Source organism: Nostoc sp., from assembly GCF_054880495.1.
On the sequence record NZ_JBTYKD010000233.1, the window covers coordinates 11,862 to 24,728 of the forward strand.

12 protein-coding genes and 1 pseudogene are annotated in these 12,867 nt (G+C 42.9%); 9 read left to right on the forward strand and 4 right to left on the reverse strand.

The annotated features are described in order from the left end of the window. Positions 1 to 143: 143 nt before the first annotated feature. Positions 144 to 551, reverse strand: a complete 408-nt coding sequence (locus tag ACYTXL_RS21915) for an ExbD/TolR family protein (RefSeq protein WP_461926568.1) — start codon at positions 549 to 551, stop codon at positions 144 to 146. Continuing rightward, on the reverse strand, positions 538 to 1,206 hold the full coding sequence (locus ACYTXL_RS21920) for a MotA/TolQ/ExbB proton channel family protein (RefSeq protein WP_461926569.1): 669 nt from the start codon (positions 1,204 to 1,206) through the stop codon (positions 538 to 540). Before ACYTXL_RS21920 ends, ACYTXL_RS21915 begins: the two co-directional genes overlap by 14 nt. Positions 1,207 to 1,551: 345 nt before the next feature. On the opposite strand from ACYTXL_RS21920, the gene ACYTXL_RS21925 reads away from it, so the two are divergent. Further along, entirely contained in the window at positions 1,552 to 2,988 is a 1,437-nt protein-coding gene (locus tag ACYTXL_RS21925) for an energy transducer TonB (protein ID WP_461926570.1), read from the forward strand. Between the two features lie 56 nt (positions 2,989 to 3,044). On the opposite strand, the gene ACYTXL_RS21930 is transcribed toward ACYTXL_RS21925, so the two are convergent. After that, complete coding sequence (locus ACYTXL_RS21930; RefSeq protein WP_461926571.1) at positions 3,045 to 3,287, reverse strand: hypothetical protein; 243 nt, start codon at positions 3,285 to 3,287, stop codon at positions 3,045 to 3,047. Positions 3,288 to 3,471: 184 nt separating this feature from the next. On the opposite strand from ACYTXL_RS21930, the gene ACYTXL_RS21935 reads away from it, so the two are divergent. Together ACYTXL_RS21935 and ACYTXL_RS21940 are read left to right on the forward strand one after the other, a co-directional pair. Further along, positions 3,472 to 3,717: a hypothetical protein gene (locus ACYTXL_RS21935; protein WP_461926572.1), complete on the forward strand. Its 246-nt coding sequence runs from the start codon at positions 3,472 to 3,474 to the stop codon at positions 3,715 to 3,717. Between the two features lie 10 nt (positions 3,718 to 3,727). After that, on the forward strand, positions 3,728 to 4,756 hold the full coding sequence (locus ACYTXL_RS21940) for a hypothetical protein (protein WP_461926573.1): 1,029 nt from the start codon (positions 3,728 to 3,730) through the stop codon (positions 4,754 to 4,756). Positions 4,757 to 5,196: 440 nt separating this feature from the next. On the opposite strand, the gene ilvA is transcribed toward ACYTXL_RS21940, so the two are convergent. Next, entirely contained in the window at positions 5,197 to 6,708 is a 1,512-nt protein-coding gene (gene ilvA, locus ACYTXL_RS21945; protein ID WP_461926574.1) for a threonine ammonia-lyase, biosynthetic, read from the reverse strand. 397 nt (positions 6,709 to 7,105) lie between these two features. Between ilvA and ACYTXL_RS21950 the strand changes: the two genes are divergently transcribed. From ACYTXL_RS21950 to ACYTXL_RS21975, 6 genes and pseudogenes are all read left to right on the forward strand, one after another. Then, positions 7,106 to 7,414, forward strand: coding sequence for an RNA recognition motif domain-containing protein (locus tag ACYTXL_RS21950; RefSeq protein ID WP_461926575.1), 309 nt, complete (start codon positions 7,106 to 7,108; stop codon positions 7,412 to 7,414). Between the two features lie 83 nt (positions 7,415 to 7,497). Then, positions 7,498 to 7,655, forward strand: a pseudogene (gene rpsU / locus ACYTXL_RS21955) (30S ribosomal protein S21). Between the two features lie 91 nt (positions 7,656 to 7,746). Continuing rightward, positions 7,747 to 8,250: a hypothetical protein gene (locus ACYTXL_RS21960; RefSeq protein ID WP_461926576.1), complete on the forward strand. Its 504-nt coding sequence runs from the start codon at positions 7,747 to 7,749 to the stop codon at positions 8,248 to 8,250. Positions 8,251 to 8,403: 153 nt separating this feature from the next. Beyond that, complete coding sequence (locus ACYTXL_RS21965; protein WP_461926577.1) at positions 8,404 to 9,405, forward strand: aldo/keto reductase; 1,002 nt, start codon at positions 8,404 to 8,406, stop codon at positions 9,403 to 9,405. Between the two features lie 287 nt (positions 9,406 to 9,692). Continuing rightward, the gene (hisD, locus tag ACYTXL_RS21970; protein WP_461926578.1) at positions 9,693 to 10,976 is read left to right on the forward strand and encodes a histidinol dehydrogenase; all 1,284 of its coding nucleotides are present in this window, start codon (positions 9,693 to 9,695) and stop codon (positions 10,974 to 10,976) included. Positions 10,977 to 11,631: 655 nt separating this feature from the next. After that, positions 11,632 to 12,843, forward strand: coding sequence for a type I restriction endonuclease (locus ACYTXL_RS21975; protein WP_461926579.1), 1,212 nt, complete (start codon positions 11,632 to 11,634; stop codon positions 12,841 to 12,843). Positions 12,844 to 12,867 lie beyond the last annotated feature (24 nt).

Below are 12,867 nucleotides of genomic sequence, written 5' to 3' on the forward strand. Positions count from 1 at the left end.
TAAACTTATATTTCCAGGATTGCGGATGCGTAAGCCTAGCTGGTAGTAGACATCGCCACTGTAATCATCATACAAGAAGGAGTTAGGAGTCAGAATATAGAATGTTCCTGACTCACTGAACTTCTGATGTACAATATTTATACTTATTGTCTTTGAGTAGCGATCGCTAACCTTGCTCCCTTCACCTGACGTACTTGATCCATTATCCCGACTATCTCACCGTGCAAGACTTTTTGATCAGCATTAATAATTACCAATGCATCTGGGTTAGAACCAACTAAAGTCCGCACTTTCGCTGCTAAATCATTAACTGCTATTGGATCGCGGTTTAGGCTTATCTGACCTTTTTCATCTACCGTGATCGTAACTTTAGTAGGAATTCGCTGTTCTTTCGCCGTGGCTGCCTTCGGTAGATTTACTGGCAATCCTTCTGAGCGGGTTAAAAACAGGGTTGACATAATAAAAAATGTCAAAAGGGCAAACATTACATCAATCAGAGGTACTACATTTATAAATGGTGCTAAATCTGGTTCATTCTCATCTAGATCCATAAGACTTCTCCTGTTGTTCATGGCGATCATGTTGGTCATAGCGATCGAGGAACAGTATTTCTAGCTGTCCGCCGTACTCTTGAATCATTGTTATCTGTCGCTGGTATAGTCCCCGGAAGATGCTGGCTCCTAAAAGCACAAAGATAGCCACGATCAATCCTGAGGCGGTAGCAACTAAAGCTTCACTAATACCAGCAGTGACTGCACCAGTTTTACTAGCTCCGACATCACCAACATTCAGTCCAGCAAATGAGCGAATTAATCCTAAAATTGTACCAAGAAGTCCCAACAGAGGCGCTAAACCGATAATGGTGTCAAATACAGGTTGAAACCGCTTGAGTATAGGGATTTCTGCTTGCGCCTCGCTTTTCAAAGCCAAACGAAATTTTTCTGGAGTCGGTCTTTCTAGCTGTAGTCCAGCCAGAAAAATGCGTGCTATAGGTAAATCTACATTTTTTTGCAGCTTATCAACAGCACTAACGACATTATCAAGTCGATAAAGATTTAAAACCTCTCGCACCACCCGGTTTTGACGCTTACCAATCTGTAGCCAAAACTTCGCCCGCTCAATCATTAGTGCCCCTGCTAACACCGAAAACAACAGTAGGGGCAACATGACCACACCGCCTGCTGCAAACAAATTCTGAATTCCCATGTAGTGCCTTTAAACGTCATCAACAATACAAAATCAGACTAACAGAATTAAGGGGAAAATGAAACTTTTTGTCAATAAAGTTTAAGATATAATTATACATTTTTCAAATCTAATCATCATTATTTTTGTTTAATCTTTTTTGGTTTTCTATAAATTAATTTAATAAACACACAAAAAAAATAATTTTATCTAGAAATCATGATAGTAAACGGGAATTTCCAAAGATATTTTTTGGAGTAGTATGCTGTTCGGTAACACTGCCCGAAATAATTTTAATTTTTTACTTGATATTTGCAACCATGCATTCTAAGATGGCTAAATTAGTGAGAATAGGTAGCAATAGCTATGAGTTTTTCCGGCACTACTGTCGAGCAACGTTCCAAAGAAGTTGAGGCTCTCAAGTCTTTTCTGACTTACAGTCTGATAGGTTCACTGGCGCTGCATATCGGCGTACTGTCCTCAGGCATAGGTAATTATTTGACGAGAGTGCCCACAGCAGAAGATCAACCAATAGAGGTGGCGATCATAGATTCTCCGACTGCCGAACCAGAAAAACCACTTGAAAAAATTCCAGAAAAACCCAAAAAAGAACCAGAAATTGTTCAAAAACAGCCTAGAGAAACTCCACCAGTACAAAAACCAGTACAAGAATTGATTGAAAGACCAAAAATTCAGCCAGTTCAAGAACAACCAAAACAAACTACTCAGATTCGGCCAGTTCAAGAACAACCAAGACAAACTACTCAAAACCCACAACCAACAAATAGGGAAATTGCTCCCAAGGCAGAAGTCCCGGTGAAAACTGTTGAACCTGTGAGCGGCGGTGGCGGTGGTGGCGGTGGTAGTCCAGTCCTGACAGATAACTCTGGTAGCTCTGGCTCTGGTGTTGCTTTAAGTACAGGTTCAGGTTCAGGTACAGGTTCAGGAATTGGCTCAGGAATTGGCAGTGGTAGAGGTTCAGGAATTGGCTCAGGAACTGGCAGTGGAGTAGGAAACCGTCCGACAGTAGCTACAGCGCCAACAGTGCCAACACCTCCAACAATTAACAGTTCAGGTAATGGTAATGGTAATGTTAATGGTCGTGCAGCCTGCCGCGAATGCAGTGCCAAGTATCCTGATGCCGCAAGACGACGAGGAGTCGAAGGCAGAGTAGAAGTAGCTGTAGATACTGACTCACAAGGCAATGTTACCAATGTGCGGATTGCTCACTCCAGTGGAAACCGCGAATTAGATGAAGAAACCGCCAGACAAGCGCGTGAGTGGAAATTAAAACCCGCAGAAGGTGGTAGACAAGGAGTATCGATCGCCACTGAATTTGCCATAAAAGGTTCACGGCGATCGCGCCAAGTTCAAGAACGGCAAGCACAAAGAGAAGCAGAAGAGAAAACCCAGCAGGCAGCAGCTGCTGCTAACTCCACACCCGAAAATCCAAGACGGCGGCGCAGAGAGTTGACACCCCCATCTAATGAAGCTACAGCCACAAGACCAGCAATATCTGGATTGAGTAGACGGTTGGAACCTGAAAGACGAGAAATTATTACCGCAGGCTCATCATCTGAAGCGAGGATAAATCGCCCTCAAGGAAGTGCCAGAGACTCCTTACGCCGCATCCAACGTGAACGAGCGGGTAACGATTCATCACAACAGCCACAAGCAACCCCAACTCGGCGGCAGCAAGGAGAAAACACCAGCCAGAACAAGTTGCGGGAGTCTTTACGCCGTTTACGCCCACAACCTCAATCGCAACCTGCTGCACCGCCTGCTACTCCCAGTCAGCAGTAGAGCGACAAAACTTACTGGAATCATACTTTGATTAGCGATCGCACCGCTTCCTGTTTTTAGGAGGCGGTTTTTCTTTGGATCGGAATGGCGACCTTAAGCATCACCCCTATATCATCAGGAAGAGGGGTTAGGAGTGGGGTAATTTTATCAAGGGCAATTAAACACATTGGCGATCGCCCGATTTGCCAATCAATAGAAGTGGAAGTGAATACTTCCCTAATTTCCCATCCCCAATTTTCCTGATCAGGGGGATGAAAATCGCCTGCACCTAAAGAATGGTAGTAGTCTTTGCTCATCATCAATTATATGCTGAAAGGATAGTCAATGGCTAACTATCAAGTTGCTCATCTGGACTTTATGCTAGGCGTCAAATTCACTGATTTGAATAAAACTTCTACATAAACACACACTGATGCACTTGGATTTGCTTGAATAGCTATATTGATAAGACGTTCATCCGACGGCAATTCACAATTCCTGATTATGGCAAGTAAATTCGTTGATGTTAGGGAATATACTGTCAGGGCGCACCAAAGACAGATTCATACTCGTGTTTTCAACTTTGTCTGTAAAGAGTGTAACGAAGCGACCAAACGCGAGACTTTCGGACCTCGACCTTTATATTGTGAGAGATGTCGCCCTCCCCAACCGCCGAAGAAATCCCAGCCAACACCTCACAAAGCCAAACCCAGAGCAATGTCTTATAAAAGTGACATCGATTTAAATTAATTGAACCCTTATGACTCAAAATGGACAATTAGAACTACCTGCGGGCAGCTTTCTCTCACCACTGTTGGAATTACGAGACTATTATGTTCGCCTTACAGAAGAGTATGAACGCCTCTTTGTGCAGGCGCGAATTCAGCTCGATCATGTAGAAGCGTTATTGTCTAACTGGTCTTTTGCTGATGCCAACAAGCAGATATCAAAGGTGACGGCGGCTGATGAAACCTCAAATCTTCCCCAAGTAGGTTCTCTGCGGTTTTTATCACCCCTTGATGACATCGACGAAATCAACTTGGTGGAGTCTGCACAGTCAGAACGAAAAGACAAAGACTTGGTTGCCATAGATAATTCCTTTTCTGCTGTTGATACAAAAGAGAGTCAACCTCTAGCTAGATCGCCAGATATAGAGACACCCACAGAGAACAACGATAGTTCAACGGGGGTGGCGGAAATTCCCATGCTACCTCAATATCAGCACGCTCTCTCACGAATGGAAGCCATAAAACAGCTATTGCTTGAGGAAATAGGCACTGTCTGTCATATCGATTTTATCGTGCGATCGCTTTATGGAGAGTTAGATTCTAATTTATTCAAAGTAGTTAAAGGTAGGGTTCAATCTTCCCTCACCCAAGGCAGAGAAAGAAATTACTGGGTAACTATTCCCGATGAGCCAGGTTGTTATACTCTGGATTTAAGTTTAGTAGCCCCAAGTAATGGCAATAATGCTTATAAAAGCATCAAAAACAAAAAGAAGAAAGCTTTCGTACCCCCGACAAAAACAGTACCAATGCTCAAAGCCTTTGAGGGTCAATTCTTAATTGATGCCCTCACCTCTCTGTTAGAAAAAAATTCCGGTAAAGTTTTCAGCGTCGCTGAAGTCATCGCCGGAATTTATGGAGAAATAGATTCTCAGCAAGTTAGAAAGATCAAAAATAAGGTGCTGAATGAATTATCTAGAGGCTATCGGACAGGCAGATTCTCTAGAGTTCCTGACCAAATTGGCTTCTATACTTGGGACTCGAATTTGATATTGTCTCGATAAATTGGGCATTGGGCACTTGTACTGACTTGTACTGAGCGGCGTCGTTGGCGCAGCCTAAGAAGAGAAGTAGCGAAGTCGTTGGCGCAGCCTAAGAAGAGAAGTATTGAGCATGGGGCATGGGGCATGGGGCATTGGACATCGTTATTTTCCTTGTCCTCCTTATCGTAAATAAAAGGGTTTAAGACCCCAACCATTACACGTAGCGCGGAGTCGGAGCCACTCCGCCTCCGATCAGTTTCAGTCGGGGTTTAAATCCCCCGAAGTTGCCACAAACTCCTCCACCCCCGCAAGGCACTTCTCTTCTCTGCCAGACGCTACGCGAACGTCTGAAAATGTCTTTAATTACGAATTACGTTAGCGTAGCGTTAGCGAGTCTTCTCCCAAGGGGAGACGCCAAAGGCGAACGAGCGTCATTACAAATTACGAATTATTTAACCCCCTCATCCCAAAAACAGCTTGTATGCCGGATTCTTATTTTCATCCCAATAGCGATAGCCCAGGTGATCGAGAAAAGCTTGCCACTCTTGCATCTCGTGGGGAGGAACCTGGATACCGACAATGATTCGCCCGTAGTCTGCGCCGTTGTTGCGGTAGTGAAAAAGACTAATATTCCAGGCAGGATTCATGGAAGTAACAAATTTCATCAATGCGCCGGGACGTTCGGGAAACTCAAAACGGTAGAGCAATTCATTGTGAGCCAGGGGAGAGTGTCCACCTACCATGTGCCGCAGATGTAATTTAGTTAGTTCGTCGTCCGTTAAATCAAGAGTTTCAAATCCTTGAGCTTCAAAGGTTTCTACCATCTTTGCAGCATCGGCACGGTTTTGAATTTGCACACCGACAAAAATATGGGCTGTTTTTTCATCGGCAATGCGATAATTAAACTCGGTAAGATTACGGTTGCCAATACATTCACAAAATTGGCGAATACTTCCCCGTTCTTCAGGAATTGTGACTGCAAAGATCGCTTCGCGGCGTTCGCCGAACTCTGCCCGTTCTGCCACAAAGCGGAGGCGATCAAAATTCATGTTTGCACCGCAGGCGATCGCAATTAAGGTTTGTCCCTCAATTTGTTCTCGTTCTACGTAGGCTTTGGCAGCTGCGATCGCTAATGCACCGGCTGGTTCTAAAATAGATCGCGTATCCTCAAACACGTCTTTAATCGCCGCACAAGTAGCGTCTGTATCCACCAGAATAATTTCATCTACATACTGCTGACACAAACGGAAGGTTTCTTCCCCTACTTCCCGCACCGCTACACCATCAGCAAATAACCCCACTTGGGACAAACGCACCCGATGTCCGGCTTTCAGCGATTGAGACATCGCATCAGCATCTACTGGTTCAACGCCAATAATCTTGATTTCCGGACGCAACCGTTTCACATAAGCCCCAATACCAGAAATTAATCCGCCTCCTCCAATTGCCACAAAAATCGCATGGATGGGTTGCTGATATTGCCGTAAAATTTCCATCCCGATTGTTCCCTGTCCAGCAATCACATGGGGATCATCAAAGGGATGAATAAAGGTCAATCCTTTTTCCACTTCTAATTCACGGGCATAGCTATAAGCATCGTCGTAGGTGTTTCCATGTAAAACGACTACTCCGCCCCTCATTCTCACTGCGTCTACCTTGACTTGGGGTGTGGTTATTGGCATGACGATAATCGCTTTAGTTCCCAAACGTTGGGCTGCAAGAGCGACTCCCTGAGCATGGTTCCCCGCAGATGCCGCGATGACACCCTTTGCCAATATCTCTGGTGGCAATTGCACCATTTTGTTATAAGCACCCCGCAGTTTAAAGGAAAATACTGACTGCATATCCTCACGTTTCAGCAGGAGTTGATTATTCAGCCGCGCAGACAAATTTGGGGCATAATCTAGTGGTGTCTCCTGGGCAACATCATACACACGGGCAGTCAGGATTTGGATCAGGTAGTCGCAATACATGGGCGTCAAGGTGTTAGCAAATGCCGGATGGAGATTAATTTTATGTTACAAGCGATCGCACTGGTTTCATTTAATTGCACTTTCTCAAAATTTTGAGTGAATAAAATTGATAAATTACTAATATTCTCTGAGCAGAAAATATTTAGTGATTGAATTTTTTGGTGACTATTAAATTTCAGGCGATCGCTGGTAGGTTGATTTTAAAGCAGTTTTGCCAACTGTCTAAGTATTTAGCTTAACAGATAAGTATAATGTTGCTTATGAATATAACCTCTAAATTTATGTTAAACTAGGTATGAAAGATTGAATTCGGCTGTGTAGTTTGTTTTTATATATACTTGTATTACAGACCTCTCCGGATGTAAATCTCTACACCCTCTGATTCTGGAGACCTTCTATGTCAATTTACGTCGGTAATCTATCTTATGAGGTTAAAGAAGATGACCTCCGGCAGGTCTTTGCAGAATACGGAACTGTCAAAAATGTTCAATTGCCTATCGACCGAGAAACAGGTAGGGTGAGAGGTTTTGGTTTTGTAGAAATGGAATCAGACGCACAAGAAGAAGCAGCGATTGAGGCCCTTAATAATGCTGAGTGGATGGGGCGCAGCTTAAAAGTTAATAAAGCGAAGCCGAAAATAGACGGGGGTTCCTCTGGTGGTAGACGAGGAAACTATAGTGGTGGTGGCTCCTCTAACCGCTATTAAGGTCTAAAACCAAAAATTTAACTCTAAGTCTTGAGGGCAGACAAGGCGTCTGCCTTTTTTTGTGCTTTGGATAAAAATATAATCTGACCCAAATAATCGTAGGCGAAAGTCAAGGGATTGAATCAGCCTTACCTCGATTTAAGCCAGAAGTATCCAAAGCGGGATTTTTCTAGATATTAGAAAGCAGCGTCAGTTTGAAACGCCCCTGCAAAAGTGCAAACGCAAAGCAATATTCAGATAAGTTTCCGCAATTAGATTATAACTGTCTCTGATGAAGCCATGCGTTAGCGTAGCTTCCGGTAGGTATCGTTTTTGTAATAGGTGTAACAACTATGAACCCAGAAGTTAAACATATTGTTAGCGAACTAAGACATCAGTTTTACTCTAACTTTGCTGCTGCGATGAATATGCCGGTGATTATAACTGGTACATCTTATAGTAGTAATTCACCGATCGCATCTTGGATGGATCGTAGGCAAAAACTAAACTATGTAAATGTATACGCTTATACGGCACCTGATGAATTTGTGCCATTGCGCCCGTTCATTCTTCGACTGGCTATTAACAAAAGTGCTGGTAGAGTCACAATGTTAAAAAAAGGACAAGTATGCCGAGGTCTTAATTTGCTGTGGGATTTTGAGTTAACTGTACTACCAAAAGAAATCTTAGATTTTCTTCCCTGGATAGTTAACTTAGTTGAGGCTCATGATAAAGGTTCACCCTTATTGCTACAATCACCACCTCATTCATTTGAATTAAAAGCGCCAGAGGTTGGGTTATTTAATAACGCATGGACTGAGAAAGCTTGGCTGCTTGCAAATCCGACAATATTCTAATGGTTAGGGGATGAGGGCAAAACGTGTACTCAAAGCAGATTTTTTCTCAAGTTGACACCAATGGCAAGATACCCATCCCACAAGATTGGGTAATTTATTTGTTGTCAGTCCCTAATATCTGATAATTAATAATGCAATCTACAAAGAGCAAATATGCAGACTCTCCAAAAACTCTCCCTCCCAAGCATGGGTTGCGGGACTTGGGCTTGGGGCAACAAATTGCTTTGGGGATATGACGAAAGCATGGATGAGCAGTTGCAAGCGGTCTTTAACCTTTGTGTAAGCAACGGTGTGACTTTATTTGATACAGGTGATTCTTACGGAACTGGGAAATTGAATGGTCGGAGTGAGTTACTCTTGGGACGATTCAACGGAGAATATCTAGGTTCAGGCAAAGAAAATATTTGTATTGCTACTAAGCTTGCTGCTTACCCTTGGAGATGGACACGTCAATCAATGGTAAGGGCTTGCAAATCATCTGCCCAACGCTTGGGAAAAAACGTAGATTTGGTGCAAATGCACTGGTCTACAGCGAATTATGCCCCTTGGCAAGAGGGAGGGCTGTTAGATGGTCTGGCCGATGTGTATGAGCAACGACTGGTGAAGGGAGTAGGACTATCCAATTATGGCCCGAAACAGCTTAAGCAAGTGCAGAAAAAGTTTGCTGCACGAGGCGTTCCGATTACAACTCTGCAAGTTCAATACTCTTTGTTGTCTACATATCCTGTCACCCAATTAAAGCTCAAAGACCTTTGTGATGAGTTGGGAATTAAATTGATTGCTTACAGCCCTCTGGCTTTGGGACTTCTGACAGGAAAATACTCTGAACAAGGTCTTTTGCCCAAAGGCATCCGAGGTCTACTGTTTAGACAAATATTAGCAGGAATGCGTAGGCGTAGCCAGGCGCAGGCATCGCTTTTGGGATGTTTGCAAGAGGTGGCACAGTCTAGAAACAAAACCATGTCACAGGTAGCAATTAATTGGTGCATCTGTAAAGGAACCATTCCTATCCCTGGAGCAAAGAGTGTGGAACAGGCGAGGGAGAATATTGGTGCATTGGGTTGGCAATTAGACGCCAGTGAGATTGCAGAGTTGGATAGGGCGGCGGAGAATGCAGACAAAAAAATGGTACAAAATATCTTTCAAACTAAGTAAAATAGGACTAGTCCTGTTAATAGCCCTTTCAAGGTGGTGAAATTTGGAACGAAGATTGGTTATTTCGACCTTCAAAAATCCCCAAATCTGAGCGGAGGATTCAAGGTGGTAGCACTGGAACAACGTATCTTCGTTTGTCACCTTGAAAGGACTAGTCCTGTTAATTACGAATTACGAATTATTTAAGTTGACATCAATGAGCATTGCTGTGCCTTTACTGCGTAGTCTATTTACCTGAAAATAGCTGTAAAGTAATTAGAGAACTCACTGCTTGCAAGATACTGTTTATGCAGCTGCTTCAAACTACCGACAAAGATTTTTCTAGTAGATTCAAAACCCTTGTCAGCGATCGCCGGGAAGTTACAGTTGATGTTAGTGAGATAGTACGCGAGATTCTAGCTGATGTCAAAGTGCGTGGTGATGCAGCAGTCAAGGACTATACTAGCCGCTTTGATCGCCACAATCCGCAGTCTTTGCATCTGAGCGAAACCTTTATTGCCGAACACGCTGCACAATGTCCAGCTAATGTCAAGGCGGCGCTGGAACTTGCTGCCCAGAGGATTATGGCTTTCCATGAAAAACAATTACCGCAAGATATTGGCTACACGGATGCAGCCGGGGTAAAACTGGGATTAAATTGGATATCGCTGTCTCAAGTGGGAATTTATGTACCTGGAGGACGTGCCAGCTATCCTAGTTCTTTACTGATGAACGCCCTACCTGCCAAAATTGTCGGCGTGGAACGAATCGTTATGACAGTACCGATGCCTGGCGGTGAGATTAATTCCGCCGTATTCGCAGCTGCCCAAATTGCTGGTGTCACGGAAATTTACGGCATTGGTGGGGCGCAAGCGATCGCAGCATTAGCTTATGGTACAGAAAGCATTGCCCCCGTAGATAAAATTGTCGGTCCTGGTAATGCTTATGTTGCTGAAGCTAAACGTCAAGTATTTGGCACTGTTGGCATTGACAGCATCGCCGGGCCTTCAGAAATTCTGGTGGTAGCCGATAGCCAAAATAACCCAGACTGGATTGCCTGGGATTTGCTATCGCAAGCAGAACACGATCCTAGCGCCCAGTCAATTTTGATTACTGATTCGGAAATTTTTGCTCATCAAGTGATAACGGCGGTTGAGCAAATTCTCGCTAACCTGCCCACTAAAAAAGTCGCCAATGCCAGTTGGCAAAATTATGCCGCCGTGATTATTGTCAGCGACTTGACAGAAAGTATACCACTGCTAAATCAACTAGCTCCAGAACATGTGGAATTGTGCGTAGACAACCCACAATTATTTGCCAATCAAATTAAGTGTGCTGGTAGCGTGTTTCTGGGACGTTATACCCCAGAAGCAGTTGGCGATTACGTAGGAGGCCCCAACCATGTACTCCCTACTGCCCGTTCTGCCCGATTTGCCTCTGGCTTGAGTGTCTACGACTTTCTCAAGCGGATTACTTATTTGGAATGCAATCAACAAGCATTAGAGACAATAGGCAAAGCCGCCGTAACGTTAGCAGAAGCAGAAGGTTTACCTGCCCATGCAGGTAGTATATCTGTGCGTCTGCAATCATAACCTGAGATAATTTTGCAGTTCCTCGTTCCCAGTCAGCAATTCTAAATTTAAGAGTAAGTAGGTAAGTGGGAATGTTTATAACTATGTTATACCAATTCTGTATGAAGATACGCTAAATCATATTTCTGACTTTTCAGGTTATGTGGAAAAGCCACGAAAAACCTAACTCCCTAACCCCTTTCCCTACTAGGGTTGGGGGAAAAGAGTAATTTTCAGGTAGGGGCAATTCATGAATTGCCCCTACAGCGTGTAGTTTTGCATAAGTCCTAGCTATGTAACAAAAACAATTGGAGAATTGCCAGAATTCTTTCAAGCTGATGAATAGGGAAGTTTTTTAAAGTAAAAATATTAATCGGTCATGAGTGTTACAGGCTGATACTTATTTGGGAATACTTTTATAAGAGTGATCAGGAAGGGAGCATCTCAGTGAAAGCAAATATACCAGGTAGAGAAACAAGATTCTTGCTCCCTCTCCTTACCAAGGAGAGGGTTGGGGTGAGGTTTTATAAGGCTTTTTACACTCATTGAGATGCTCCCGATTAGGAAGGCGATCGCGCTAACACCTTCAAATTCAATCTAGTATATCACCTTACAATCACTCCTATTTTACAAAAAATATGTATCACAAATCACTAATTTACCAGGAGTAAGCAAGATGGGATTTACTGAAGATATTATCAAGCTGTCTGAACAAGTACGTAAGCGATTTGACCAAGTTGTAGGCGAAGAAGCTACTAAGATGGCACTGATTGTTCCTTTTTTAAGCGCTCTTGGCTACGATGTCTATGATCCTAGTGAAGTAATGCCAGAATACGTGGCAGATTTTGCGACTAGAAGAGCAGGGCAGTTTGAAAAGGTAGATTACGCTTTAGCTATTAACGGTACTAAAGTTATGCTCGTAGAGGCAAAAGCCCGTGGTCAAAAAGCTGAAGCACATGATGGGCAGCTGAGCCGCTATTTTAATGGACTTTTGACAACAAAAGTAGCTATCGTCACTAATGGGGTTGAGTACCGTTTCTTTACAGACTTGCGTGATAAAAATGTCATGGACAAGGAGCCATTTTTTACTTTTAATATCCTGGAATATGATACTAAAGATATTGATAACCTCAAATTTTTTCACCGTGATAATTTTGAGGTTACAGCTATTACCAACCATGCGGAGGAAATGGTTTATGTAAAAGGCATGACTCAGCTTCTAGGAAATCTTTTACGTTCTCCTTCTGAAGAATTTGTTCGCTTCTTAGTGGCTGAACTCGGTACAGTTGCCCCTAGTTATGAAATTAAAGGTCGAATTACTGGTAAAATTATTGATAAATTTAAACCAATTGTTAAAAAGTCGATTCAGGGAAGTTTAGTAGAGTTAATGACTCGCTCACTTAGCCAAGAAATAACTCAGCCTATTGAACTGGAAGTAGAACAAGAGATTGAAGAAGAGGAAAAACAACAAGAATCTCAAGAATCAAAAGTAGTAACAACTGCTGAAGAAATCGAAGCTTTTGAAAAAATTAAAGCAATTACCCAAACTTCAATAAGTTACAATTTTGAACTCCAATATAAGGATACTGCTTCATACTTTGGTATCAATCTTGGTAAAAGTACTTGGTGGTTTCTGCGGCTGTATCTATCTTCGCAGAAAAAAAGTTTTATTACTCGGCTAAATGTAGATGAAGTAAAGTCTTTAGCTTTAAATTTTGAAGTGCAGGAAATAACAGCTTCTCTGGGGGATACCGCATCAAAAGTAATTATTTCTTCTGTCAGTGACTTCGATAAGCTGACATTACTGATTCTTAAATGTTACGAAGCAGAAGCAGCCAAGCACCAAGTATTCATACCAGATGTAATCAGAATGGAAAAATCAGCTTAACTCAAGGTATGTACTGCAAAACTA